Origin of the sequence: Streptomyces sp. CB00316 (assembly GCF_001905595.1) — a bacterium.
Classification (GTDB): Bacteria; Actinomycetota; Actinomycetes; order Streptomycetales; family Streptomycetaceae; genus Streptomyces.
Genome location: NZ_LIXI01000004.1, coordinates 415,728 through 439,740, shown reverse-complemented (window position 1 = coordinate 439,740; position 24,013 = coordinate 415,728). Strand labels below are relative to the sequence as shown.

At 70.3% G+C, this 24,013-nt stretch carries 23 protein-coding genes and 1 tRNA gene; 9 read left to right on the top strand and 15 right to left on the bottom strand.

From position 1 onward, the window contains the following. The first annotated feature begins 19 nt into the window (after window positions 1–19). Complete coding sequence (locus AMK21_RS13510; protein ID WP_073877518.1) at window positions 20–1,399, top strand: tyrosine-type recombinase/integrase; 1,380 nt, start codon at window positions 20–22, stop codon at window positions 1,397–1,399. Window positions 1,400–1,575: 176 nt separating this feature from the next. On the opposite strand, the gene AMK21_RS13505 is transcribed toward AMK21_RS13510, so the two are convergent. Next, a tRNA-Tyr gene (locus tag AMK21_RS13505) sits at window positions 1,576–1,657 on the bottom strand. Window positions 1,658–1,824: 167 nt separating this feature from the next. Here AMK21_RS13505 and AMK21_RS13500 point away from each other — a divergent pair. The 3 genes from AMK21_RS13500 (at window position 1,825) to AMK21_RS13490 (ending at window position 3,746) form a co-directional block, all read left to right on the top strand. Further along, complete coding sequence (locus AMK21_RS13500; protein WP_073877517.1) at window positions 1,825–2,313, top strand: YajQ family cyclic di-GMP-binding protein; 489 nt, start codon at window positions 1,825–1,827, stop codon at window positions 2,311–2,313. A 205-nt stretch (window positions 2,314–2,518) separates the two neighbouring features. After that, the gene (locus tag AMK21_RS13495) at window positions 2,519–3,049 is read left to right on the top strand and encodes a methylated-DNA--[protein]-cysteine S-methyltransferase (RefSeq protein WP_073877516.1); all 531 of its coding nucleotides are present in this window, start codon (window positions 2,519–2,521) and stop codon (window positions 3,047–3,049) included. Between the two features lie 49 nt (window positions 3,050–3,098). After that, a complete protein-coding gene (locus tag AMK21_RS13490) occupies window positions 3,099–3,746 on the top strand; it encodes an alpha-ketoglutarate-dependent dioxygenase AlkB family protein (RefSeq protein ID WP_199863199.1) in 648 nt (215 codons plus the stop codon). Window positions 3,747–3,759: 13 nt separating this feature from the next. On the opposite strand, the gene AMK21_RS13485 is transcribed toward AMK21_RS13490, so the two are convergent. The 14 genes from AMK21_RS13485 to AMK21_RS13420 form a co-directional block, all read right to left on the bottom strand. Further along, on the bottom strand, window positions 3,760–4,032 hold the full coding sequence (locus AMK21_RS13485; protein ID WP_073877514.1) for a GlsB/YeaQ/YmgE family stress response membrane protein: 273 nt from the start codon (window positions 4,030–4,032) through the stop codon (window positions 3,760–3,762). Between the two features lie 233 nt (window positions 4,033–4,265). After that, window positions 4,266–4,658 (bottom strand): YccF domain-containing protein, encoded by a 393-nt coding sequence (locus AMK21_RS13480; RefSeq protein WP_073877512.1) that lies wholly within the window; start codon window positions 4,656–4,658, stop codon window positions 4,266–4,268. Further along, window positions 4,655–5,518 carry a zinc metalloprotease HtpX gene (gene htpX / locus AMK21_RS13475; RefSeq protein WP_073877510.1) on the bottom strand — a complete coding sequence of 288 codons (864 nt, stop codon included), beginning with the start codon at window positions 5,516–5,518 and terminating at the stop codon, window positions 4,655–4,657. The genes AMK21_RS13480 and htpX overlap by 4 nt, the downstream gene beginning before the upstream one ends. Window positions 5,519–5,761: 243 nt before the next feature. Beyond that, window positions 5,762–6,220 carry a large conductance mechanosensitive channel protein MscL gene (gene mscL, locus AMK21_RS13470; protein ID WP_073877509.1) on the bottom strand — a complete coding sequence of 153 codons (459 nt, stop codon included), beginning with the start codon at window positions 6,218–6,220 and terminating at the stop codon, window positions 5,762–5,764. Between the two features lie 116 nt (window positions 6,221–6,336). After that, a complete protein-coding gene (locus AMK21_RS13465) occupies window positions 6,337–7,905 on the bottom strand; it encodes an NADH-quinone oxidoreductase subunit N (RefSeq protein WP_073877507.1) in 1,569 nt (522 codons plus the stop codon). After that, window positions 7,902–9,566, bottom strand: a complete 1,665-nt coding sequence (locus AMK21_RS13460) for an NADH-quinone oxidoreductase subunit M (RefSeq protein ID WP_199863188.1) — start codon at window positions 9,564–9,566, stop codon at window positions 7,902–7,904. The genes AMK21_RS13465 and AMK21_RS13460 overlap by 4 nt, the downstream gene beginning before the upstream one ends. Continuing rightward, window positions 9,563–11,563: an NADH-quinone oxidoreductase subunit L gene (locus AMK21_RS13455; RefSeq protein ID WP_073877505.1), complete on the bottom strand. Its 2,001-nt coding sequence runs from the start codon at window positions 11,561–11,563 to the stop codon at window positions 9,563–9,565. The genes AMK21_RS13460 and AMK21_RS13455 overlap by 4 nt, the downstream gene beginning before the upstream one ends. After that, window positions 11,560–11,967, bottom strand: a complete 408-nt coding sequence (nuoK, locus tag AMK21_RS13450) for an NADH-quinone oxidoreductase subunit NuoK (protein WP_073877503.1) — start codon at window positions 11,965–11,967, stop codon at window positions 11,560–11,562. Before nuoK ends, AMK21_RS13455 begins: the two co-directional genes overlap by 4 nt. Further along, window positions 11,967–12,617, bottom strand: a complete 651-nt coding sequence (locus AMK21_RS13445) for an NADH-quinone oxidoreductase subunit J (RefSeq protein ID WP_073877501.1) — start codon at window positions 12,615–12,617, stop codon at window positions 11,967–11,969. Before AMK21_RS13445 ends, nuoK begins: the two co-directional genes overlap by 1 nt. Then, the gene (locus AMK21_RS13440; protein ID WP_073877500.1) at window positions 12,614–13,288 is read right to left on the bottom strand and encodes a NuoI/complex I 23 kDa subunit family protein; all 675 of its coding nucleotides are present in this window, start codon (window positions 13,286–13,288) and stop codon (window positions 12,614–12,616) included. The genes AMK21_RS13445 and AMK21_RS13440 overlap by 4 nt, the downstream gene beginning before the upstream one ends. Then, window positions 13,288–14,256, bottom strand: coding sequence for a complex I subunit 1/NuoH family protein (locus AMK21_RS13435; protein WP_073877499.1), 969 nt, complete (start codon window positions 14,254–14,256; stop codon window positions 13,288–13,290). Before AMK21_RS13435 ends, AMK21_RS13440 begins: the two co-directional genes overlap by 1 nt. Further along, on the bottom strand, window positions 14,253–15,575 hold the full coding sequence (locus AMK21_RS13430) for an NADH-quinone oxidoreductase subunit C (protein WP_073877497.1): 1,323 nt from the start codon (window positions 15,573–15,575) through the stop codon (window positions 14,253–14,255). The genes AMK21_RS13435 and AMK21_RS13430 overlap by 4 nt, the downstream gene beginning before the upstream one ends. Then, a complete protein-coding gene (locus AMK21_RS13425) occupies window positions 15,572–16,246 on the bottom strand; it encodes an NADH-quinone oxidoreductase subunit B (protein ID WP_073877495.1) in 675 nt (224 codons plus the stop codon). The genes AMK21_RS13430 and AMK21_RS13425 overlap by 4 nt, the downstream gene beginning before the upstream one ends. Continuing rightward, a complete protein-coding gene (locus tag AMK21_RS13420; protein ID WP_026241215.1) occupies window positions 16,237–16,671 on the bottom strand; it encodes an NADH-quinone oxidoreductase subunit A in 435 nt (144 codons plus the stop codon). The genes AMK21_RS13425 and AMK21_RS13420 overlap by 10 nt, the downstream gene beginning before the upstream one ends. Before the next feature lie 200 nt (window positions 16,672–16,871). On the opposite strand from AMK21_RS13420, the gene AMK21_RS13415 reads away from it, so the two are divergent. The 5 genes from AMK21_RS13415 to AMK21_RS13395 all read left to right on the top strand — a co-directional run bounded on the left by AMK21_RS13415 (window position 16,872) and on the right by AMK21_RS13395 (window position 23,970). Beyond that, window positions 16,872–18,062: a sensor histidine kinase gene (locus AMK21_RS13415; protein WP_073877493.1), complete on the top strand. Its 1,191-nt coding sequence runs from the start codon at window positions 16,872–16,874 to the stop codon at window positions 18,060–18,062. 212 nt (window positions 18,063–18,274) lie between these two features. Further along, entirely contained in the window at window positions 18,275–19,654 is a 1,380-nt protein-coding gene (locus AMK21_RS13410; RefSeq protein WP_073877491.1) for a sensor histidine kinase, read from the top strand. A gap of 295 nt (window positions 19,655–19,949) precedes the next feature. Next, on the top strand, window positions 19,950–20,609 hold the full coding sequence (locus AMK21_RS13405) for a response regulator transcription factor (protein ID WP_073877489.1): 660 nt from the start codon (window positions 19,950–19,952) through the stop codon (window positions 20,607–20,609). Window positions 20,610–20,939: 330 nt separating this feature from the next. Continuing rightward, the gene (locus AMK21_RS13400; RefSeq protein ID WP_073877487.1) at window positions 20,940–22,904 is read left to right on the top strand and encodes a 2-oxoacid:acceptor oxidoreductase subunit alpha; all 1,965 of its coding nucleotides are present in this window, start codon (window positions 20,940–20,942) and stop codon (window positions 22,902–22,904) included. Next, a complete protein-coding gene (locus AMK21_RS13395; RefSeq protein WP_073877485.1) occupies window positions 22,897–23,970 on the top strand; it encodes a 2-oxoacid:ferredoxin oxidoreductase subunit beta in 1,074 nt (357 codons plus the stop codon). Before AMK21_RS13400 ends, AMK21_RS13395 begins: the two co-directional genes overlap by 8 nt. Window positions 23,971–24,013 lie beyond the last annotated feature (43 nt).

Below are 24,013 nucleotides of genomic sequence, written 5' to 3'. Positions count from 1 at the left end.
TCGCTCCATCTGGAGAGACATGTCCCTCACGTATGACGTACGGCTGTACGCGATCGAGGTGCGCCGCGACCGCCCCAAGCCCTTCCGCCTCCGCTGGCTTGTCGGCCAGCGCAAGCACTCGAAGAGTTACCAGCTCAAGGCGCAGGCGGACGGTCGACGATCTGAGCTGATGTCGGCCGTTCGGCGCGGTGAGCAGTTCGACGAGGAGACGGGTCTCCCGGTATCGGAGATTCGCGCTCAGCATGGGTCGGTGACTTGGTACGAGCACACCCGCGCCTACATCGAGCGCAAGTGGGCGACCGCCCCGGCGAAGTCCCGCAAGAACTATGCGGATGCTCTGGCTACGATCACCCCCGCCCTTGTGAAGAGCAGGACGGGAAGTCCAGACGCCGCAGTTCTCCGCCGCGCCCTCTACGGGTGGGCCTACAACCGGAACCGGTGGGAGGACGAGCACCCCGAGGACGTCACAGCGGCTTTGCGCTGGCTGGAGAAGAACTCGCTGCCCGTGTCGGCTCTGGAGGAGTCGGCCACGGTGCGTCTCGCGTTGGACGCGCTGGGCTTGAAGGTCGACGGCAAGCCTGCCGCGCCGCGAACCGCCCGGCGGAAGCGTGCCTGCCTGAGCGATGTGCTGGGACTCGCCGTGGAAGAGCGCTACTTCACCACCCCGGTGAACCCGCTCACCACGGTGAAGTGGGTCGCCCCGAAATCCGCTGAAGAGCTTGATCCGGAGAGTGTGGCAAACCCGCGTCAGGTGCGAGCGCTTCTCAAGGGTGTCCGGGAGCAGGGGGCACGCGGCGCACACCTGGAAGCATTCTTCGGGTGCCTCTACTACGCCGCCATGCGCCCGGCTGAGGCGACGGCGCTCCGTCGGGCGCAGTGTCACCTTCCCGAGACAGGGTGGGGCGTTCTCACACTGAGGCAAGGGGCCGTCCGCGCCGGCAAGGGCTGGACGAACGATGGGCGGGCGCACGAGGATCGCCACCTGAAGGCACGGGCGGTAAAGGACTCCCGTCCCGTGCCGATCCCCCCGCACTTCGTGCGGCTTCTCAGGGAGCACATCGCCTCGCAGGGCACCGCGCCGGACGGACGGCTGTTCCGTACGAGCAGGGGCGGGCTTCTTCAGGAAACGGGATACGGCGAAGTCTGGGCCAAGGCCCGGCACGACGTCCTTAGCGAAGATGAGGCAGCCTCCCCACTCGTCCGCCGCCCCTATGACCTACGCCACGCTGGGGTTTCGTTCTGGCTGAGTTCGGGGGTGGACCCGATGGAATGCGCGCGACGGGCCGGCCACACGATCGCGGTCCTGTTCCGGGTCTACGCCAAGGTCCTGGCTCAGACGCAGGACCGCGCGAACCTTCGGATTGACGCGGCGATGAGGGAGTGGAACGAGCCTGAGTAGGGGCCACCTGCCTCCCGGGGGACACCTGGGGGACACGCGCTGATCAGGGGTGGGATTGAGGCGGGACAAGGTGAGACAAGGTCCGTTCCGCCCCGCCTGAGTATGGGTGCGCCAACCAAAGCGAAGACCCCGCCTGACCAGGTATTTAGCCTGGTCAGGCGGGGTCTTCCGTTCTGTGGCGGCGCCAGGGTTCGAACCTGGGTAGGCTGAGCCGGCAGATTTACAGTCTGCTCCCTTTGGCCACTCGGGCACACCGCCTCGAACGACGCGTCGGATCTCCGCTGGTGAGCTCCTTGGCGACGACGTAAACAATACCTGATGGCCAGGGGTGCTCCGCCACCTCATTGATCAGCAGCCGGAGGGTGCGGCGGTGGCTAGGCTTTGCGCTGTATCCCACGCACTTTCGACGCAAGGAGCCACACGTCATGGCCGACTCCAGTTTCGACATCGTCTCGAAGGTCGAGCGGCAGGAGGTCGACAACGCCCTCAACCAGGCCGCCAAGGAGATCTCCCAGCGTTACGACTTCAAGGGCACGGGCGCCTCGATCTCGTGGTCCGGCGAGAAGATCCTGATGGAGGCGAACGGCGAGGAGCGGGTCAAGGCGATCCTCGACATCTTCCAGTCCAAGCTGGTCAAGCGGGGCATCTCGCTGAAGTCGCTGGACGCCGGTGAGCCGCAGCTCTCCGGCAAGGAGTACAAGATCTTCGCCACCATCGAGGAAGGCATCTCCCAGGAGAACGCCAAGAAGGTGGCGAAGATCATCCGTGACGAGGGCCCCAAGGGCGTCAAGGCGCAGGTCCAGGGTGACGAGCTGCGCGTCAGCTCGAAGAGCCGGGACGACCTCCAGGCCGTGCAGGCGCTGCTGAAGGACAAGGACCTCGACTTCGCCATCCAGTTCGTGAACTACCGGTAGGGCGGTTCGTGAACCAGTAGGGCGGTTCGTGAGCGAACAGGGGCACATCGTCGGGGCCGGCCCTGACGGCGTGCCTCTTCGCGTTCAAGGGGACGCGGCCGCACGCCGGGGTGTGGTGTCCGAAATCCGCCAGCCAGGTGTGGTGGGCGGGGCGCAGACTGGCTGTGCGGTGGGGCGGTTTCGGCGGTAGAGGAAGTGAGCGGTCGTGACGACGGTGTACACGCGGGTGGCCAGTCCGCTGGGCGAGTTGCTGCTGGTGGGCGAGTCGGACGGTACGGCCGAGGGGCTGCGGCTGGTGTCGCTGTCCGTGCCTGGGCAGAAGGGCGGTGCGGTCGTCCGGGACTGCTGGCTCCGGGCGCCCGAGCTGTTCGCTGGGGTCGTCACGCAGGTGGAGGCGTACTTCGCGGGGTGGTCGACGCGGTTCGACGTGCCGTTCGCGGAGGGCGTGGGTACGCAGTTCCAGCGGCGCGTCTGGGAGGCGGTCGAGTCGATCCCGTACGGGCAGACGCTGTCGTACGGGGAGGTCGCCGCGCGGGTCGGGGCCTCGGGCGCGGGGGTGCGGGCGGTGGGGACGGCGATCGGGCGCAACCCGCTGCTGGTCGTGCGGCCGTGCCACCGGGTGATCGGCGCGGACGGGGCACTGCGGGGGTACGCGGGGGGTCTGGAGCGTAAGCAGTTGCTGCTGGGGCTCGAAGGGGCCGCGTGTGCGGAGCGCGTCGCGAAGGCCGGCGGCTGAGGGTGGTGTGACGGTGGTGTCGCGTGGGGTTCCGGCGGCGTCGGGCGGGCTGTTCCCGCGGCCTCGGCAGGTGGTCGCGCCGGGTGCCGTGCACATACCGGAGTGGCTCTCGGTGGAGCGGCGGCGGGAGTTGGTGTCGGCGTGCCGGGGGTGGGCGCGGGGGCCGGTTCCGTTGCGGCACACGGTGTTGCCGGGCGGCGGCGTGATGTCGGTGCGGACGGTGTGCCTGGGGTGGCACTGGCAGCCGTACCGGTACACACGTACCGCCGACGATGTGAACGGTGCCCCGGTGGCCCCGCTGCCGCAGTGGCTGGTCGCGCTGGGGCGTGCGGCGGTGGTGGAGGCGTACGAGGACGAGGGCGCGGCGGAGGCGTTCGCTCCGGACACCGCGCTGATCAACTTCTACGACGACGCGGCGCGGATGGGGATGCATCAGGACAAGGAGGAGCGGTCGGGCGCTCCTGTGGTGTCGTTGAGCATCGGGGCGACGTGCCTGTTCCGCTTCGGGAACCCCGAGAGTCGCGGGCAGCCCTACACGGACGTGGAGTTGGTCTCCGGGGATCTCTTCGTCTTCGGCGGCCCGTCGCGCTTCGCGTTCCACGGGGTGCCGAAGGTGTACGCCGGATCGGCCGACCCGGATGCGGGGATGCGGGCCGGCCGGCTGAATGTGACGTTGCGGGAGACGGGGCTGACCTGAGTGGCGGGCGCGGTCAGCGGCGTTCGCGGGAGTTGCCGAAGAGCAGGCGGTAGAGGATCAGCAGGACCAGGGAGCCGGCGATGGCGGCGATCCAGGTCGCGGTGTCGTAGAAGTCGTTGCTGATGGGACGGTCGAGGAACTGGCTGGAGAGCCAGCCTCCGACGAAGGCACCGGCGACGCCGATGATGGTGGTCCCGATGATGCCGCCCGGGTCGCGGCCCGGGAGCAGGATTTTGGCTATGACTCCGGCGAGCAGCCCAAGAATGATCCAACCGACAATGCCCATGTCGCTGCTCCTACCCCTTGCTCGGTGTTGGAACACAAGACGCAACGAGCGTGAGTTCGGTTGCGCGGGATGCCGTCGGCGGCGGGACGGAAGAGGCCGACGGCCAGGTCAGCGGGCAGGACCGCACCTGTCGTGGTGTGTCGCCTGGCCGCCACCACCGTCGCGCAGGGCCGTCTCCAGTACGCGGAGGTCCTCGGCGTCCCGCCCGTCGGTTGCTTTCCCGGTCCTGGCTCCTAGCGAGCGGCGAACGGCTGGTCCGTGCGGACGATCTCCTTGCCGAAGGGCAGGAGCGAGACGGGGATCAGCTTGAAGTTGGCGATGCCCAGGGGGATGCCGATGATCGTGATGCAGAGGGCGATGCCGGTGGTGATGTGGCCGAGGGCGAGCCACCATCCGGCGAGGACCAGCCAGAGGACGTTGCCGACGCAAGAGGGCGATCCGGCGTCCCTGCGGTCGACGACGGTGTAGCCGAAGGGCCAGAGCGCGTACACCCCGATCCTGAAGGCGGCTACGCCGAACGGGATGCCGATGACGGTGATGCAGAGCAGGACGCCTGCGAGGAGATAGCCGAGGAACATCCAGAAGCCGCACAGGACGAGCCAGATGATGTTCAGGATGGTGTTCATGGGCGGCGACCTGCCATCTGTTCCAGTCGGGAGATGCGCTCCGCCATCGGCGGATGGGTGGAGAACATCTTGGCCATCCCCTGTCCGGGGCGGAAGGGGTTCGCGATCATCATGTGGCTCGCGGTCTCGATCCTGGGTTCCGGGGGCAGCGGGAGCTGTTTCGTTCCCGCGTCGAGTTTGCGCAGGGCGCTGGCGAGGGCGAGCGGGTCCCCGGTGAGCTGCGCTCCGGAGGCGTCGGCCTCGTACTCGCGGGAACGGCTGACCGCGAGCTGGATGACGGAGGCCGCGAGCGGCCCCAGGATCATGATCAGGAGCATACCCAGGAGGCCGGGGCCTTCGTCGTCGTTGGAACGTCCGATGGGGATGAGCCAGGCGAAGTTGACCAGGAACATGACGACTGAGGCGAGGGCTCCGGCGACGGAGGAGATGAGGATGTCGCGGTTGTAGACGTGGCTGAGCTCGTGACCCAGGACCCCGCGCAGCTCCCGTTCGTCGAGGATCTGGAGGATGCCCTCGGTGCAGCAGACGGCCGCGTTGCGCGGATTACGGCCGGTGGCGAAGGCGTTGGGCGCCTGGGTCGGTGAGATGAAGAGGCGGGGCATGGGCTGACGGGCCGCGGTGGAGAGCTCGCGGACGATCCGGTAGAGCTGTGGCGCTTCGAATTCGCTGACGGGGCGGGCCCGCATGGCCCGCAGGGCCATCTTGTCGCTGTTCCAGTAGGCGTAGGCGTTGGTGCCGACGGCCACGACGAGAGCGATGAGGAGACCCGTGCGTCCGAAGAAACTGCCGATGATGATGATGAGTGCGGACAGGCCCCCGAGGAGTACGGCGGTTTTCAGCCCGTTGTGCCGGCGGTGCACGGTACGCCCTCCAAGTGGTGCAGCAGGGGAACCCTTTGCATGGTGGTGCTCCACTCCCCCAGTGGAGCCTCCCGTACTGGTCAACGCCAGGCGAGGGGAGCTAGTTCCCTTGTGCGTGCGGCCGGAGGGCGGGGCCGCTGCGGCATGATCCGGCCGGTTCCGGCTCCTGGCCCGTACGGCGTGGCACTGGGCCGTACGGGTGTCGGGGTGTGCGTGCGCGTCAGCGCCGGACGCGCAGCGGGCTCAGCGCTGGACGGGCAGCTTGGCGAGGGAGAGTGCCTCGGCGTCGGGCTCGACCTCGCTGGTGCAGTGGGCGCAGCGGGAGGCGACGGCGGGGATCGCGCTGAAGCAGCGGGGGCAGTCGCGGAGGGCGGCCTTGATGTCGACCTCTTCCTCCTCCTTGGTGAAGCGGTTCTGCACCTTTGCCATGGGGACGACGACGCAGAAGTAGAGGACCGCGGCGGTGATGATGAAGGCGATCGCGGCCGCGAGGAACTTCCCGTACGGGAAGATCGCGCCCTGGACGGCGAACTCCGCCTTGCTGAAGTCTCCGACCGAGCCGGTGGCGAGGCCGATCAGCGGCGTGATGAAGGCGGTGCTGAAGCCGGTGACGACGGCCGTGAAGGCTGCTCCGACGGCGAGGCCGATCGCCATCGAGATGACGTTTCCACGCAGGATGAAGTCCTTGAACCCGTTCAGCACTGCTCTATCTCCTCTATGGATTTCGTACGTCTTCGCCGTGTACGTGACGTATGCAGCCACGACCTTGCCCTGTGGCCGCCGCCCTGGGCAAACCGATCTTCCGCCTCCGAAGAGGGTCAGAAGAGGCTGACGGCGGCGAACCTCAGGACCAGTTGCGGGGCGCCGGAGAGGAGGATGCCGGTGGCCGTGGTGAGGACGATCGCCGTGGTGAGCGGGGCGGGGGCCAGGAATCGGTGCGGTGTTCCGGAGACCGGTGGACCAGTGGTCGCTTCCGCGGTTTCCGGGCTCCTGAAGAGGATCGCGGTCCACTGGAGGTAGTAGTAGAGAGCGATCACCACGTTGACGGCCATGACGACGGCGAGCCAGCCGAGCCCCGCGTCGACGGCCGCCGAGAAGACGGTGACCTTCGCGAAGAGCCCGATGATGCCCGGCGGCAGCCCGGCCAGGCAGAGCAGGAAGAAGCCGAGCGCGAGGGCGGCGAGGGGACGGGTGGCGTACAGGGCCCGGTAATCGGCGATGCGGTTGCCGGGCTTCGTACGGGCGACGAGGGCAGCGACGGCGAAGGCGCCGAGGTTCACGACGGCGTACATGAGGGCGTACGCGACGGTGGAGCCGATCTGTTCGTCGCTGGAGTACGCGGCGGCGGCGATCGGGACGAGCAGGTAGCCGGCCTGGGCGACGGAGGACCAGGCGAGGAGCCGGATGGCGCTGCGGGCGCGGTCGGCCCTCTGGCGCAGGGCCGCGACGTTGCCGACGGTCATGGTGAGGGCTGCCAGGACCGCGACGGCGGGCCCCCAGACGTCGGCATAGGAAGGGAACGCGATGACCGTGACGAGGATGAGGCCCGAGAAGCCGACGGTCTTTCCGACCACGGAGAGATAGGCGGCGATCGGGAGGGGGGCGCCCACATAGGTGTCGGGGACCCAGAAGTGGAAGGGGGCCGCGGCGGTCTTGAAGGCGAAGCCGACGAGGGTGAGGACGACGCCGGTCTTGGCGAGGGTGTCGAGCACCGGAGGTACGTCGTCCAGGTGGGCGGCGATCTCGGTGAGGTGCAGGGTGCCCGTGGTCGCGTACACGAAGCTGACGCCGAGGAGCATGACGGCGGTGGCGACGACGGAGGAGAGGAAGAACTTGAGCGCGGCCTCCGAGGAGCGCCGGTCGCCGCGCTTGATGCCCACGAGGGCGAAGGCGGGCAGCGAGGCGACTTCCAGGGCGACGACGAGGGTGGCGAGGTCGCGGGAGGCGGGCAGGAGGGCCGCGCCCGCCGCGGAGGCGAGGAGCAGGAACCAGTACTCGCCCGCCGGAAGCTTCCGCGTGTCGTCGAGGGAGAGCAGCGCGGTGACGAACGCCCCGCCCAGGACGAGGGCCTGGATCACCAGCGTGAAGTGGTCGGCGGTGTAGCTGCACGCCTGGGCACCGGTGGTGACGCAGAACGTGGAGCGGTCGCCGGCGCGCAGCGGGATGAGGAGGGCGAGGGCGGTGGCGAGCGCGGTGAGGGTTCCGTAGCCGAGGAGCTTCTTGCGGTGCTCGGGGAGGAAGAGGTCGGCGACGAGCACGAGCAGGGCGGCCAGCGCGGTGAGGGTGGGGGGCGCGATGGCGAGCCAGTCGATGGACTGGACGAGGCTGGGGGCGGTGTCCGCCGCCGCGGTGAGGGCGCCCGGGCCGGTGCTGAGGTCCGCGGTCACGACTTGCCTCCTGCGAGGAGCTTCTGCACGGCCGGATCGGTGAGCCCGAGCAGGATCGCGGGCCAGAGTCCGGCGAGAACGGTGAGGGCGGCGAGCGGGGTCCAGGCGGCGGCTTCGTAGCTCTGGATGTCGGCGAGCTGCGGCGTGGTGGCCGGCCGGGCTCCCGTGGCCCCGGACCGCTGGGGCGCGTCCGCCGACTGTGGGGTCCGGTCGTCGGGCGAGAGCTGGGAGTGGGGCGTGTGCTCGCCCATGCAGACGCGGCGCACCACGATGAGCATGTACGCGGCGGTGAGCAGGGTGCCGAACGCGCCGATGGCCATGAAGGTGCGGAAGGCGGGGCGGCTGAGGCCATCGGCGGGGCTGTAGGCGCCGAACAGGGTGAGCATCTCGCCCCAGAATCCGGCGAGTCCGGGCAGGCCGAGCGAGGCGACGGCGGCGAAGGCGAGCAAGGCGCCGAGGCGGGGGGCCCGGCCGTAGAGGGCGGCTCCGGTGGCGCCGGCGAGGGTGTCCAGGTCGGCGGTGCCGTAGCGGTCCTTGATGGCGCCGACCAGGAAGAAGAGCAGGCCGGTGATGAGGCCGTGGGCGATGTTGGCGAAGAGCGCGCCGTTGACCCCGGTGGGGGTCATGGTGGCGATGCCGAGGAGCACGAAGCCCATGTGGCCGACGGAGGAGTACGCGATCAGCCGCTTGAGGTCGCCCCTGGCGCCGTTGCGGGCGAGGGCCAGGCAGGCGAGCGACCCGTAGACGATGCCGACGACGGCGAGCGCGGCCAGATAGGGCGCGAAGGTCCGCATGCCGTCGGGGGCGATGGGGAGCAGGATCCGGACGAATCCGTACGTTCCCATCTTCAGCAGGACGCCCGCCAGGAGCACGGAGCCGACGGTCGGGGCGGCGGTGTGGGCGTCGGGGAGCCAGCTGTGCAGGGGCCACATCGGGGTCTTCACGGCGAGCCCGATACCGATCGCGAGAACGGCGATGACCTGCACGGATGTGGTGAGGCCACGGCCGTTGTCAGTGGCGAGTGCCACCATGTCGAAGGTGCCGCTCTTCAGTCCGATGAGGAGCAGGCCCAGCAGCATGACGACCGAGCCGAGCAGCGTGTAGAGGATGAACTTCCAGGCGGCGGCGCGCCGTTGGTCACCGCCCCAGCGGGCGATGAGGAAGTACATCGGGATGAGGACCATCTCGAAGGCGAGGAAGAAGAGCAGCAGGTCGAGGACGGCGAAGGTGGCGAGAGTGCCGGATTCCAGGACGAGGACGAGGGCGGTGAAGGCCTTCGGTGAGGGGCCCGCGGGCAGCTTGAAGTAGCTGTACAGCGCGCAGAGGAAGGTCAGCAGCGCGGTCAGCAGAAGGAGGGGGAGCGAGATGCCGTCGATGCCGAGGTGGATGCGGACGCCGAGCGCCGGGATCCAGCTGATGTCGGTGGTCGCCTGCATCGTGGCGGGGTGGTCGTGGTCGAAGCCGACGGCCAGGACGACCGCCGCGATGAGCACGGCACCGGTCACGGTCACGCCATGGCGGAGCACGGCCTGGTCGGGGTTCTTGCCCCTGAGCCCGGGCGGGGCGGGGAGCAGGGCCGCGACGGCGCCGAGGAGCGGGGCGACGACGATGAACGCGAGAAGGAACTGCATCACGGACGGGCTGATATCGATCACGGTCACGACCCCGCGTTGACGTTGGCGAAGACGACGGCGGCGATCGCCAGGACCAGGGAACCGGCGAGCAGGACGCTGAGGTAGGCCTGCACGTTTCCGGTCTGGGCGCGGCGTACGGCGGTGCCGAGGAGGCGGGTGGCGGCGCCCGATCCTTCGACGTAGGTGTCGACGACCGTGCGGTCCAGGAACCGTACGAGGCGGGCGGCCTGCTGGACGGGCCGGACGAAGAGCGCCGTGTACATGGCGTCGAGGTGGAAGCCGGCGACCGCGTGGCGGTGGAGCGGGCCCAGGAGGAGGCGTCCGGGGTCGGCCGGGTCGGCGGCGTCCGCGATGGTGCCGTAGGCGGCGGTGTGGGACGTCATGGCCTCGGCTTCGACGAGGGCGGGTTCGGCGCCGGGGTGGGCGGCGACGGCACCGATGGGGGTACGGGCGGCGAGGGCCGTGGTGTGGCGCCAGGCCCCGTAGGTGACGAGGCCGCCGAGGAGGCCGACGCCGGTGGAGAGGACCGCCGTGGTGAGGGACGGGGTGAGGGCGTGTCCGTCGAACCAGTCACCGATCACGCCGGCGGTGAGTCCGAAGGCGATGGTGGGGGCGGCCAGGACCCACAGGACGGAGGTCATGGCGAGCGGCTGCCTGCCGTGGTCGGGGAGTTCGGCGCCGCGCCCCTTGAAGGCGAGGAGCCAGAGGCGGGTGGCGTAGGCGGCGGTGAGGACGGCGGCGAGCAGCCCGGCGACAAGGATCGTCCAGCCTGCGGCGGCGGGGGCGGCGGCCCGGTCCCCCATGGCGGTGTGCTCGGCGGCGACGAGGACGGCTTCCTTGGAGAAGAAGCCGGCGAACGGCGGGATGGCGGCGAGCGCGAGGAGGGCGACGGTCATCGTCCAGTAGGCGTCGGGGATCCGGCGCGCGAGGCCGCCCATACGGGACATGGCGGCGAGTGAGTTGGTGCCGGCGGCGTGGATGACGACGCCGGCCGCGAGGAAGAGGACCGCTTTGAACGCACCGTGCGAGATCAGGTGGAAGACGGCGGCACCACGGTCGGCGACGGCCAGGGCGCCGGACATGTAGCCGAGCTGACCGATGGTCGAGTAGGCGAGGACGCGCTTGATGTCGTCCTGGGCGAGGGCGGCGAGTCCGGAGCCGATCATCGTGACGGCCGCCATCACGGCGAGGACGACCAGGGCCGCGCCCGAGGCAGCGAAGACGGGGAGCAGCCGGGCCACGAAGTAGATCCCGGCGGCGACCATCGTCGCGGCGTGGATGAGCGCGGAGACGGGGGTGGGGCCGGCCATCGCGTCGGGCAGCCAGGTGTGCAGGGGGAACTGGGCGGACTTCCCGGCGACGCCCGCGAGGAGCAGCAGGGCGATGAGGGTCGGGTGGTCCAGGCCGCCGTTGGTGACGGCCGCCAGGATCTTGGTGATCCGGAAGCTGCCGGTGTCGGCGGCCAGGGCGAACAGGCCGATCAGGAAGGGGACATCGCCGAGTTTGGTGACGAGGAAGGCCTTGAGGGAGGCGGCGCGGGCTTCGGGCGTCTCCCAGTAGTGGCCGACCAGGAAGTACGAGCAGATGCCCATGATCTCCCAGCCGACCAGGAGCACCATCAGGTCGCCGGAGTAGACGACGAGCAGCATCGCGGAGGTGAAGAGGGAGACCAGCGCCGCGTAGGAGGGGTAGCGGGCGTCGTCGCGGAGGTAGGCCGTGGAGTAGAGCTGTACGCAGGTGGCGACGAGCCCGACGAGGACGGCGACGAGGACCGCGAAGCCGTCCAGGTGCAGGGCCAGGTCGATGGGGATCGACCCGGTGGGGGTGAGCTGGGTCGCGGCGTCGATGGCGCGGCCGCCGCCCTGGCGGACGGCGACGATCACGGCGAGGACGGTCGCGGAGAGCGTCGGCAGGATCGCCAGGGGGCGGACGAAGCCGGGGGCGGTGCGGCCGAGCGCGAGGCCGGCGGCGGCTCCGAGGAAGGGGAGGAGCGGGACGAGGGCGGCGAGGGTCGTCGTGGTCACGAGGTGGCCTCTGCGTTCGTGGTGCTCCTGTTCCCTGCCGTGCCGGCGCGGCCGTGGGGCTCGGCGTCGGCGCTGTCGCTCTCTGCGTCAGCGGCGTCGGCCTCGGCGGTGTCGCGGAGCCGGTCGATGTCGGAGGAGCCGCGGTTGCGGTAGACGGCGAGGACGATCGCGAGGCCGATACCGATCTCGGCGGCGGCGATGGCGATGGTGAAGAGGGTGAGGGCCTGACCGGAGTGGAGGGTGTCACGGAGCCAGACGTCGAAGGCGACGAGGTTGAGGTTGACGGCGTTGAGCATCAGCTCGACGGACATCAGGACCAGGATCGCGTTGCGGCGGGCGAGGACACCGTAGAGACCGGTGCAGAAGAGGAGGGCGGCGAGTACGGCGGGATACGCGAGGTGCATCAGCTCTGTCCCTCCTTGCCGCGTCGGGGCTCCGCGTTCGGGGCGGGCCGCACCGCTGTGTCAGCCCCGACCGCCGTGTCCGTGTCGTGCTTGCGGGACAGGACGATGGCGCCGACGAGGGCGGCGAGCAGCAGGACGGAGAGCGCTTCGAAGGGGAGGACCCAGTTCCGGAAGAGGAAGGCTCCGGTGACGGCGGTGGAGCCCTGGGCCGGTCCTTCGAGGTCGATCCAGGTCGTACGGAAGGCGTCCACGACGACCCAGACGAGCGCGGCCGCCGAGGTGAGGGCCACGCCCAGGGCGGCCCACCGGTTGCCCGAGTCGGCGTCCGGGGAACGGCCGATGGGGGCCCGGGTGAGCATCAGGCCGAAGAGGAGGAGGACGACGATGGAACCGACGTAGATCAGTACCTGCACCCAGGCGATGAACTCCGCTGTGAGCAGGAGATATTCGACGGCAAGTCCGCCGAGCGCCACGACGAGCCAGAGGGCGGCGTGCACCAGCTGCCTGGTCGTGACAGTGATGACGGCGGCCCCGAGGGTGGCGAGGCCGACCAGGACGAACGCGATCTCGACCCCGGTCGGGGAGAGGAAGCCGGGGTGGTCGGCGGCCGCGGCAGCGGTGAGCACGGCGGGTGCGGTGTGCAGCGTCACGGGGTTCCTCCCTTCGCGTCGGGGTCCGGTTCGTTCGTCGCGGTTTCCTGCGCGGACGGCGCGGACGGCGCGGCCGGCGCGGCCGGCGCGGCCGGCGCGGACGGCGCGGCCGGCGCGGACGGCTGGGCTGGCTGGGCTTGCTGGGCTTGCTGGGCGGCGAGTTTGTCGGCCGTCTTGCGGGCGGCGGCGATCTCCTTCGGCTCCTCCGCCCCGGGGTCGAGCGCGGGCGGCTCCGGCACGGTCCACATCCACTCGCGGAGCTTGTCCCGCTCATGGGTGAGTTCGTGGATGTCCGTCTCCGCGTACTCGAACTCGGGCGACCAGAAGAGGGCGTCGAAGGGGCAGACCTCGATGCAGATACCGCAGTACATGCAGAGCGAGAAGTCGATGGCGAAACGGTCCAGGACGTTACGGCTGCGCTCGCGTCCGCCTGGGGCGGCGGGCGGCACCGTCTCCTTGTGGGAGTCGATGTAGATGCACCAGTCGGGGCACTCACGGGCGCAGAGCATGCAGACCGTGCAGTTCTCCTCGAACAGCCCGATGACGCCCCGGGAGCGGGGCGGGAGTTCGGGCTCAGTTTCCGGGTACTGCGCGGTGACGGTCTTCTTCGTCATCGTGCGCAGGGTGACGGCGAGGCCCTTGGCGAGGCCTGATCCAGGGATCGGGGGCATCAGTTGATCGCCACCTTCACGATGCCGGTGAGCGCGATCTGCGCGAGGGCGAGGGGGACGAGGGTGGTCCAGGCGAGCTTCTGCAACTGGTCCTCACGCAGACGCGGGTAGCTGACGCGCAGCCAGATGACGACGAACGCGAGGAGGGCGGTCTTGAGGAGGGTCCAGAGCCAGCCGAGTCCGTCGGCTCCGAAGGGACCGTGCCAGCCGCCGAGGAAGAGGACGGTGGTCAGGGCGCAGAGGATGACGATGCCCGCGTACTCGGCGAGGAGGAACAGGGCGAAGCGCAGCCCCGTGTACTCGGTGTACGCGCCGAAGATGATCTCGGAGTCGGCGACCGGCATGTCGAAGGGCGGGCGCTGGAGTTCGGCGAGGCCGGCGACGAAGAAGACCAGGGCGCCGATGATCTGCCACGGCAGCCACCACCACGCGAAGGCGTCGAGGATGCCGGTGAGCGAGACCGTGCCGGCCGCCATGGCGACGGAGGCGGCGGCGAGGAGCATCGGGAGTTCGTAGGAGAGGAGCTGGGCCGCGGTACGGAGGCCGCCGAGGAGGGAGAACTTGTTGGCGGAGGCCCATCCCGCCATGAGCGAGCCGAGGACGCCGATGCCCATCACGGCCAGCACGAAGAAGATGCCCGCGTCGATGACCTGGCCCACCGCGCCGTCGCCGGGGCCGACGGGGATGGCCACGAGGACGAGGAGGTACGGGAGGAGGGCGACGGCGGGGGCGAGCTGGAAGACGCGGCGGTCGGCGGCGGCCGGGACCACGTCCTCCTTCTGCGCGAACTTCACGCCGTCCGCGACGAGCTGGGCCCAGCCGTGGAAGCCGCCCGCGTACATGGGGCCCAGGCGGCCCTGCATGTGGGCCATCACCTTGTGTTCGGTCTGGCCCACGAGGAGAGGGGCGACCAGGAACACGACAAAGATGACGGCCAGGCGGAGGGCGACGTCGGACACGTCGTTCACTCGGTATCGCCTCCGGCGGGGTGGTCGGGCTCGGGCTGGGACTGGGACTGGGGCTCGGGCTTGGTGGGAGTGGCCTCGTCCGTCGGCGGGCGGTCGGGGTCGGGAGCGGTCCTGGGCTCGGTGGGATCGGGGTTGGGGCCGCTGGGCGGGGCTTCTCCCCTACCCGCCCCTTCCCGAACCGGGGGCTCTGCCCCTGGAGCCCCGCTCCTCGAACGCCGGAGGGGCTGGGAAGGAGCGTCGCCGCTCTCCGCCTCGGGGCCACCCGGTGAGACGTCCGGGTCGTCGAACGCCGGTTGGGCGTCGTGCCAGGGGGCGTCCGTGGCGCGGGCGCGCTGGCTCGCCGAGCCCTGGGAGGCCGAGCGGGAGCGGCGCGGCGGGCCGGATGCGGCGGCTTCCGGGGTCTGCTGCTGACTCGCTGAACCGTCGGATGCGGAGCGGGAGCGGCGCGGGCGTGCGGCCGGGGGCGATCCGGGCGGTACCTCGCCGGGCGACTCGTCTCCCGGAGGCGTCGTCACGGGCGGGGGCGGTACGGGCGGGGGCGGTACGGCCTCCGGCGAGGCGGCGCCCGACGGTCCGGGCTCGGCGCCCCCGGGCTGGAGCGGTTTTGTCTGTGGGCGTTGCGCTGCTGAGCCCTCGCTCACCGAGCGGGTGCGGCGGGCTGGGCGGTCGGCGGCCGCCGCCGGGCGGGCGGCGCGGCCCGGGCGGGCCGTGGCAGGGGGGAGCTGGCCCTTGAGGGGACCCCATTCGTTCGGGTCCGGGACGCCGGGGGGAAGCATCGTGCGCCGCTTGGGACCGCCGTGTTCGGACTCGCCGGGCTCCTTCGCACCGGGCCAGGCCTTGGCGACCCGGGCGGCCAGGACGAAGTCCTTGCGGAGCGGGTGGCCCTCGAAACCCTCCGGCAGCAGGAGAGGGGCGAGGCCTGGGTGGCCCTCGAAGGCAACGCCGAACATCTCGTGCGTCTCGCGCTCGTGCCAGGCCGCGCCCGCGTAGACGTCGATCGCGCTGGGCAGGACCGCCGCGTCGTGCGGGACGGTGGTGCGCAGCATGAGCCGGCGGACCGTGCCGTCGCCGAGGGCGGCGACGTGCGCGCAGACGCGGAAGCCGGTGCCCGGCTCGTCCACGGCGCTGAGCCAGTCGAAGTAGCTGCAGCCGAGTTCGTCGCGGGCGGTCCGCAGCGCGGTGATCCACTCCGTGGCGGGGACGTCGACCGTGAGCAGGTCGTAGGCCGACTCCGCCGTCGCACCCTCGCCGAACAGCTCCGTGACGGCGTCCGGGAGCCGGTCGTACGGGTGGTGGGCCTGGTGCTGACGCTCGCTCACCGCTGCTCCTCCCCCGTTGCCGGTGGTGTCGGTGCGGTGACCAGGCCGCTGCGCAGCGCCGCCGTGGAGGGGGTGCCTCCGGTGGGGCCGTTCGCGTACCGCTCCGCCAGGGACTCGCGCGCGATCTTCTCCTGGAGCTTGAGAATGCCCTGGAGCAGCGCCTCGGGCCGGGGCGGGCAGCCGGGTACGTACACATCGACGGGGATGATCTGGTCGACGCCCTTGGTGACGGAGTACGAGTCCCAGTAGGGGCCGCCGCAGTTGGAGCAGGCGCCGAAGGAGATGACGTACTTCGGTTCGGGCATCTGCTCGTAGAGGCGCTTCACCGCCGGGGCCATCTTGTCCGTCACCGTGCCGGAGACGATCATCAGGTCCGCCTGGCGGGGGCCGGGGGCGAAGGGGATCACGCCGAGCCGGATGAAGTCGTGGCGGGCCATGGAGGCGGCGATGAACTCGATGGCGCAGCAGGCGAGGCCGAAGTTGAAGACCCAGAGGCTGTAGCGGCGGCCCCAGTTGAGGACGACCTTCATCGGTTCGGGCGCGAGCCGCGAGAGGATGCCGAGACGCTTCGGTTCCGGGAGGAGCACCGGCTCCGGCCCGGTTGCCGCCTGCGGGTCGGCGGAGGGTTCCGGCTGTTGTCCCGCGGAGGTCGGCCGACTCGTCAGGCCCATGCGAGGACGCCCTTCTTCCATGCGTAGAGCAGCCCCACGGCGAGGAAGCCGAGGAAGATGAACATTTCCACCAGCGTGGTCGCGCCGTATCCGGGTGCCGCGAAGACCGTGGCCCACGGGAACAGGAAGATGGAGTCGACGGCGAAGATGACATAGAGGAAGGCGTAGACGTAGTAGCGGACCTGCGTGTGGGCCCAGCCCTCTCCGACCGGGTCGACGCCGCACTCGTACGTCAGGAGCTTCTCCGGCGTCGGGACTACGGGCCGCAGCAGCCGTCCTGCCCCGAAGGCGACGGCGACGAACAGGACGCCGACCAGGGCGAGCAGGCCGACCACCGAGTAGCTCTGGAAGTACTCCGAGGCGAGCGTGGTCTGTTGGTGGACCGGCACGTACGCCACGTGCGGCACTTCCGGCACGTACGCCACGTCCCTCACGTCCGCCCCCTCGTTCCTCGTCGTCCGGCTGTGGGCCCGTCCGTTCCTTGAGGACCCTCTGTACGCACGGGAGTCTAGGCCCTGATAAACGCACAGTAAGCAGCCGCGTCGCACACAGGTGGGGTTATCCCTACTTCACGCCACCCACGAGCCCCATGGCGTGTGCGGACACGGCCCGGCAGGCTGGCGCCATGACCATGAGCCCTTCCGTACCGGCCCCCGACCGGCTGCCGCCCGCCCGCCTCGCCCTCGACCGGTGGACCTGGCGGGAGATCGCGCACCTGCTGGCCAATCTGCCGATGGCCATCGCCGGTTTCGTCTACGCGCTCCTCGTGATCGCCGTCGGTGTGGGTCTGTCCGTCACCGTGATCGGACTGCCGGTGCTCGTCAGCGGGTTGCGGGGCGCGCGGTGGCTGGGCCGGGTGGAGCGGGGCCGGGCGCGGTCGTTGCTCGGGGTGCGGATCGAGGAACCGAGCCCGTTGCCGCGCGGCCGCGGGGACGAGGGGCTCTTCACCTGGCTCTGGTCGGGGCTCAAGGACCCGGTGGGGTGGCGTTCCCTGCTCTACGCGTTCGTCCGGCTGCCGTGGGGGGTCCTGACGTTCGGGGTGACGCTGGTGAGCCTGATCGTGCTGTGGCCGGTCCTCCCGTTCATCGCCCGTGGGCTGACGACGGCCGACCGGGTGATGGTGCGGGGGCTGTTGTCGCCCTCGGACGAGCTGGAGCGGCGGATCGCGGAGCTGGAGTCGGACCGGGGCGTGGTCGTGGACACCGCCGCCGCCGACCTGCGCCGTATCGAGCGTGACCTCCATGACGGTGCGCAGGCCCGGCTCGTCGCCCTGGCGATGGGGTTGGGTCTGGCGAAGGAGAAGCTGACGCACGATCCGGAAGCGGCCGCGCGGATGGTGGAGGAGGCCCATGGTGAGGTGAAGGTCGCCCTGCAGGAGTTGCGCGACCTCGCCCGCGGTATCCACCCCGCCGTCCTCACGGACCGCGGCCTCGACGCCGCCCTCTCCGCCATCGCCTCCCGCTGCACCGTCCCCGTCACGGTGTCGGTGGATCTGCCGGGGCGTCCGGCGGAGGCGATCGAGGGCATCGCCTACTTCACCGTCTCGGAGCTCCTTCAGAACGTCAGCAAGCACAGCGGTGCCCGGTCCGCCTCCGTCAAGGTGTGGCGTGCGGCGGACCGGTTGCTGATCCGGGTCACGGACGACGGTTCGGGCGGCGCGCGGATGGACGGAGGTACGGGAATGGCGGGGCTGGCCGAGCGGCTCGGGGCGGTGGACGGGCTGTTCGTCCTGGACTCCCCGGTAGGCGGGCCGACGTCAGTCACCGCCGAGCTGCCCTGGCGCGACCGGGCCCCGGCGGAGAGCCGGGCCTCCTGAGCGCTGCGACGGCGTACGGGGGTGGGGAAAACCCCCGTACGGATACGGAGACCGGCCACATGGTGCCGGAGAGAGCGGCCCAGCACCCTGGAAGTAGCACAGCTTGAAGCAGCACAGCTTGGAGCAGCACGGTCCGCGGCGTACGAACACGGGCGCGGAGCAGGGACGCGGAACACCGCCGATCGACAGAAGAGACGGAACGGACGGCACTCATGGCCACGGCATACGGACCGGACACCCGGGACCACAAGGGATCGGGCACGCGCGGCCACACAGGTCAGGGCGCCGGGCCCCACGGGCAGGCCCCGGTGAAGCACTTCCTCCCGGCGGCGCTGCGGGCACCTGTGGAGGCGCGCAGCTGGCGCGAGCTGCTCTACGTCCTGCTGAGCCTGCCGCTGAGCACGGTGATGTTCGTCTTCGCGATCACCATGACATCGGTCAGCGCCGGCCTGCTCATCACCTTCATCGGGATTCCGCTGCTGGCCGTCGGCCTGGCCGCCTGCCGGGAGTTCGGGGTGATGGAGCGGGCCCGGGCGCGCGGGCTGCTGAAGCTGGACGTGGCGGAGCCCGTGCGGGTGCGGGGGAAGAGCGGCGGCCCGATGTCGTGGATCGGCGCAGTCCTCAAGAGCGGGGTCTCCTGGCGTCACCTTCTTTACACGCTGCTGCACTTCCCCTGGGCCGTGTTCACGTTCTGCGTGTCGGTGACGTTCTGGACGTACGGCCTGGCGGCCCTGACGTATCCGCTCTGGCACTGGGTCTTCCCGGTGTTCGCGGGCGTCGACGGCCTCCAGCTGTACGGGGACCGCACCCACGCGGAGTATCTGGACTCGCCCGTCGAGCTGGCGGCGACGGGGGCGGTGGGTCTGGTGCTGGTGCTGGTGTCGCCGTGGATCGTGCGCGGGCTGGTCTCGGTGGACCGGCTGATGGTGTCCGGTCTGCTGGGCCCGTCCGCGCTCTCCGCCCGGGTCACGGAGCTGGAATCGGACCGGGGCGTGGTCGTGGACACCGCCGCCGCCGACCTGCGCCGTATAGAACGGGACCTCCACGACGGCGCGCAGGCCCGGCTCGTCGCCCTGGCCATGGACCTGGGTCTGGCGAAGGAGAAGCTCACCGACGACCCCGAGGCGGCCGCGCGGATGGTGGACGAGGCCCACGGTGAGGTCAAGGTCGCCCTTCAGGAGCTGCGCGACCTCGCCCGCGGTATCCACCCCGCCGTCCTCACCGACCGCGGCCTCGACGCCGCCCTCTCCGCCATCGCCTCCCGCTGCACCGTCCCCGTCACGGTCGAGGTGGACCTGGACGCCCGGCCCGCGCAGGCCATCGAGGGCATCGCGTACTTCACCGTGTCGGAGCTGTTGCAGAACGTCAGCAAGCACGCTCGGGCGACCCGGGCCACGGTCGATGTGTGGCGGACGTCCGACCGGCTGATGCTCCAGGTCAGGGACGACGGGCGGGGCGGCGCATCCGCCTCGGCCGGCAGCGGTCTGGCCGGGCTGACGGAGCGGCTGGACGCGGTGGACGGGGTCCTGGTGGTGCATTCACCGGCCGGCGGCCCGACGACGGTCACCGCAGAGCTGCCCTGGCGCGGCTGACCGCTTTCCGCCCCCGCCGCCCATGGCCCGGCGTCCCCGCGCCGCACCACCCGCCCCTCCCCCCTGCCCCGTCGACGGCGCCCCGCGCCATCGGTCGCCGGCCTCGTCACCGGTTCCGTGCCGGTGACGGGGATCCAGCGAGGTGGCCGGATCGGGCACGTTGTCCACAGGGCCCCCATCAGCGCCCCGGGCCTGGGATGCTGAGGGGTGTCGGGCGCGGTGCACACAGAAGCACGGCGACTCAGGGACTCAGGACAGCGGGGGACGCAGCGTCGTGCAGCACGTGGAGAACAGAGTGCGGGTAGTCATCGCCGAGGATTCGGTCCTGCTGCGGGAAGGACTCACCCGCCTGCTCACCGATCTCGGGCACGACGTGGTCGCGGGGGTGGGCGACGCCGAGGCCCTGCTGAAGACCGTGGCCGACCTCGGGGCCGAGCAGGCGCTGCCCGATGTGGTGGTGGCCGATGTGCGGATGCCGCCGACCCACACCGACGAGGGGGTGCGGGCGGCGGTGCGGCTGCGGAAGGAGTACCCGGGGATAGGGGTGCTGGTCCTTTCGCAGTACGTGGAGGAGCAGTACGCCACCGAGCTGCTGGCGGGCAGCAGCCGGGGCGTGGGGTACCTCCTCAAGGACCGGGTGGCGGAGGTCCGCGAGTTCGTGGACGCGGTCGTACGGGTGGCGCGCGGGGGGACGGCGCTGGACCCGGAGGTGGTGGCGCAGCTGCTGGGCCGCAGCCGCAAGCAGGACGTGCTGACGGGGCTGACGCCGCGCGAGCGGGAGGTCCTGGGTCTGATGGCCGAGGGCCGGACGAACTCGGCGATCGCCCGGCAGCTCGTGGTGAGCGACGGGGCGGTGGAGAAGCACGTCAGCAATATCTTCCAGAAGCTCGGGCTCTCGCCGAGCGACGGGGATCACCGGCGCGTCCTCGCCGTACTGACCTACCTCAACTCCTAGCGATCTGACACTCTGTCAGCCCACTCGCCCGACCCGCCGGCGAGTGCCGGATGAGCACCCCGTGGATCTCCCCCGAAGGGTGTTCGGCGAGCCTCCGCCGGGCAGTCCCGGGCGGGAGGACCTAGCACCAAAGACCTACGAGCAGAGCACTTCCATCCAGCGATCGGGAGGCTTGAGAAAGATGACAGAACGGGCTAAAAAGGCGTCTCAAAATAGTGTCCACCATATGATCGGCCCCTGGAGGGCGAACCGCACGGACGTAGGGTTGCCTCTGGAGCCGCCGGCTGGCCGGACGGTTCCGAACCGCCGCCCCAAGGGAGGTCCAGTTCAGTGACGAGCCAGGTCAGTAGCGCGGCAGAGATGGCCGATGAGGCCAACGACGCCGTCCTCGGGGGTCAGCGCGCCCCCCTGTCAGGAACGACGGGAACCACCGAAGGCGACGGGAAAGAGGTCCGTCGCCTGGACCGGGTGATCATCCGTTTCGCGGGTGACTCGGGTGACGGGATGCAGCTCACGGGTGACCGGTTCACCTCGGAGACGGCATCGTTCGGGAACGATCTCTCCACCCTGCCGAACTTCCCCGCCGAGATCCGGGCCCCCGCAGGCACTCTGCCAGGGGTTTCTTCCTTTCAGCTCCACTTTGCCGATCATGACATCCTCACCCCCGGCGACGCACCCAACGTGCTGGTCGCGATGAATCCCGCCGCTCTGAAGGCGAACATCGACGACGTGCCGCGGGGCGCCGAGATCATTGTCAACACCGACGAGTTCACCAAGCGCCCGATGGCGAAGGTGGGGTATGAGACCAGTCCGCTGGAGGACGGGTCGCTGGAGGCGTACAACGTCCACCCGGTGCCGCTGACGACGCTGACGATCGAGGCGCTGAAGGAGTTCGGGCTCTCCCGCAAGGAAGCCGAGCGGTCCAAGAACATGTTCGCGCTCGGGCTGCTGTCGTGGATGTACCACCGGCCGACCGAGGGGACGGAGACGTTCCTGCGGCAGAAGTTCGCGAAGAAGCCGCAGATCGCCGAGGCGAACGTGGCCGCCTTCCGGGCCGGGTGGAATTTCGGCGAGACGACCGAGGACTTCGCCGTCAGCTACGAGGTCGCCCCGGCCTCCCAGGCCTTCCCCACCGGCACCTACCGCAACATCTCGGGGAACCTCGCCCTCTCCTACGGCCTGATCGCCGCCGGGCAGCTGGCGGACCTGCCGCTCTACCTGGGCTCGTACCCGATCACCCCGGCCTCGGACATCCTGCACGAGCTGTCCCGCCACAAGAACTTCGGCGTGCGCACCTTCCAGGCCGAGGACGAGATCGCCGGGATCGGTGCGGCGCTGGGTGCCGCGTTCGGCGGGGCGCTGGGGGTGACCACGACCTCGGGGCCGGGCGTGGCCCTGAAGTCGGAGACGATCGGGCTCGCGGTCTCCCTGGAGCTGCCGCTGCTGATCATCGACATCCAGCGAGGCGGGCCCTCCACCGGGCTGCCGACCAAGACCGAGCAGGCCGACCTCCTCCAGGCGATGTACGGCAGGAACGGCGAGGCCCCGGTGCCGATCGTGGCCCCGCAGACCCCGGCCGACTGCTTCGACGCCGCGATCGACGCGGCCCGCATCGCCCTCACGTACCGCACCCCGGTCTTCCTGCTCTCCGACGGCTACCTGGCCAACGGCTCCGAGCCGTGGCGCATCCCGGAGACGAGCAGCCTGCCCGACCTCACCACCCCCTTCGCCACCGGCCCGAACCACACCCTGGCCGACGGCACCGAGGTCTTCTGGCCCTACAAGCGCGACCCGCGGACCCTGGCCCGCCCCTGGGCCATCCCCGGCACGCCCGGCCTCGAACACCGCATCGGCGGGATCGAGAAGCAGGACGGCACCGGCAACATCTCCTACGACCCCGCCAACCACGACCTGATGGTCCGCACCCGCCAGGCGAAGGTCGACAACATCGAGGTCCCGGACCTCGTCGTCGACGACCCCGCCGGAGCCCGCACACTGGTGCTCGGCTGGGGTTCGACGTACGGGCCGATCACCGCCGCCGTGCGCCGGCTCCGCGCCGCCGGGCAGCCCATCGCCCAGGCCCACCTCAGACATCTCAACCCCTTCCCGGGAAACCTCGGCGAGGTGCTGAAGAGTTACGACAAGGTCGTCGTCCCGGAGATGAACCTGGGCCAGCTCGCGATGCTGCTGCGGGCGAAGTATCTGGTCGACGCCCACAGCTACAACCAGGTCAACGGAATGCCCTTCAAGGCCGAGCAGCTCGCCACAGCTCTCAAGGAGGCCATCGATGCCTGACACCCGGGAACTGCTCCACAACGAGCTGCTGCAGCTGGTGCCCAAGGCCGAGGCGAAACAGTCCATGAAGGACTTCAAGTCCGACCAGGAGGTGCGCTGGTGCCCGGGCTGCGGTGACTACGCCGTCCTCGCCGCGGTCCAGGGCTTCATGCCGGAGCTGGGGCTGGCCAAGGAGAACATCACCTTCGTCTCCGGCATCGGCTGCTCCTCCCGCTTCCCGTACTACATGAACACCTACGGGATGCACTCCATCCACGGCCGCGCCCCCTCCATCGCCACCGGGCTCGCCACCTCCCGCCGCGACCTGTCGGTCTGGGTGGTCACCGGTGACGGCGACGCGCTCTCCATCGGCGGCAACCACCTCATCCACGCCCTGCGCCGCAACGTCAACCTCAAGATCCTGCTCTTCAACAACCGGATCTACGGGCTGACCAAGGGCCAGTACAGCCCCACCTCCGAGGTCGGCAAGATCACCAAGTCGACGCCGATGGGCTCGCTCGACGCGCCCTTCAACCCGGTATCCCTCGCCATCGGCGCGGAGGCCACGTTCGTGGCGCGCACGGTCGACTCCGACCGCAAGCACCTCACCAGCGTGCTGCGCGCGGCCGCCGAGCACTCGGGCGCAGCGCTGGTGGAGATCTACCAGAACTGCAACATCTTCAACGACGGCGCCTTCGAGGTCCTCAAGGACAAGGAGCAGGCCGCCGAGGCCGTCATCCGCCTCGAACACGGGCAGCCGATCCTCTTCGGTGCCGAGGGCACCAAGGGCGTGGTCCGCAACCATGCCACCGGTGACCTGGAGGTCGTCGCCGTCACCGACGAGAACCGTTCCCAGGTCCTCGTCCACGACGCCCACGCCGACTCCCCCACCACGGCGTTCGCGCTGTCCCGCCTCGCCGACGCGGACACCCTGCACCACACCCCCATCGGGGTGCTGCGCAGCGTCCAGCGGCCCGTCTACGACACCCTGATGTCCGACCAGGTGGACGCCGCCATGGAGCGCGACGGCAAGGGCGACCTCGGCGCACTCCTCGCCGGAGCCGACACCTGGACCGTCATCGGCTGACACACCGCGAAGTCATGGCCAAGGCCCGGACCCGATCCCCCGA

Excerpts from the sequence above, each read along its gene's own strand:
- AMK21_RS13510 (WP_073877518.1), top strand. The coding sequence starts at position 20 with ATGTCCCTCACGTATGACGTACGGCTGTACGCGATCGAGGTGCGCCGC.
- AMK21_RS13500 (WP_073877517.1), top strand. The coding sequence starts at position 1,825 with ATGGCCGACTCCAGTTTCGACATCGTCTCGAAGGTCGAGCGGCAGGAG.
- AMK21_RS13485 (WP_073877514.1), bottom strand. The coding sequence starts at position 4,032 with ATGGGCATTGTCGGTTGGATCATTCTTGGGCTGCTCGCCGGAGTCATA.
- AMK21_RS13480 (WP_073877512.1), bottom strand. The coding sequence starts at position 4,658 with ATGAACACCATCCTGAACATCATCTGGCTCGTCCTGTGCGGCTTCTGG.
- nuoK (WP_073877503.1), bottom strand. The coding sequence starts at position 11,967 with ATGCACCTCGCGTATCCCGCCGTACTCGCCGCCCTCCTCTTCTGCACC.
- AMK21_RS13440 (WP_073877500.1), bottom strand. The coding sequence starts at position 13,288 with ATGCCCCCGATCCCTGGATCAGGCCTCGCCAAGGGCCTCGCCGTCACC.
- AMK21_RS13425 (WP_073877495.1), bottom strand. The coding sequence starts at position 16,246 with ATGGGCCTGACGAGTCGGCCGACCTCCGCGGGACAACAGCCGGAACCC.
- AMK21_RS13415 (WP_073877493.1), top strand. The coding sequence starts at position 16,872 with ATGACCATGAGCCCTTCCGTACCGGCCCCCGACCGGCTGCCGCCCGCC.
- AMK21_RS13410 (WP_073877491.1), top strand. The coding sequence starts at position 18,275 with ATGGCCACGGCATACGGACCGGACACCCGGGACCACAAGGGATCGGGC.
- AMK21_RS13395 (WP_073877485.1), top strand. The coding sequence starts at position 22,897 with ATGCCTGACACCCGGGAACTGCTCCACAACGAGCTGCTGCAGCTGGTG.